The organism is Trabulsiella odontotermitis (assembly GCF_001188485.1).
Taxonomy (GTDB): Bacteria; Pseudomonadota; Gammaproteobacteria; order Enterobacterales; family Enterobacteriaceae; genus Trabulsiella; species Trabulsiella odontotermitis_A.
Window position 1 is genome coordinate 1 of sequence record NZ_JNGH01000003.1, and the last position, 236, is coordinate 236.

1 protein-coding gene is annotated in these 236 nt (G+C 64.8%); it reads right to left on the reverse strand.

The features are described from left to right. Positions 1-236: hypothetical protein (locus GM30_RS00015; RefSeq protein ID WP_155483877.1), on the reverse strand; the 236-nt coding region annotated here is incomplete at both ends.

Consider the following 236-nt stretch of genomic DNA (forward strand, 5'->3'; position numbering starts at 1 on the left):
GTGCCTGCCGGCCACGCGCTGACGTCCGCCGCCGGCACTGCCGCACTCCAGGTGCCGTCGGCCGCCACGCTGGCCTGATAGGTTTTACCGTTAATGCTCACCGTCAGCGTAGTACCCGCCGTAAACCCCTCGCTGGTCCCGGTGATAATCAGGTTCTGGCTGTGCTCAATGGTGTTGACGATATCGTCACCCGCCACGGTATCCACCCGCAGTCCCGGCAGGCTGGCGTCAATGGG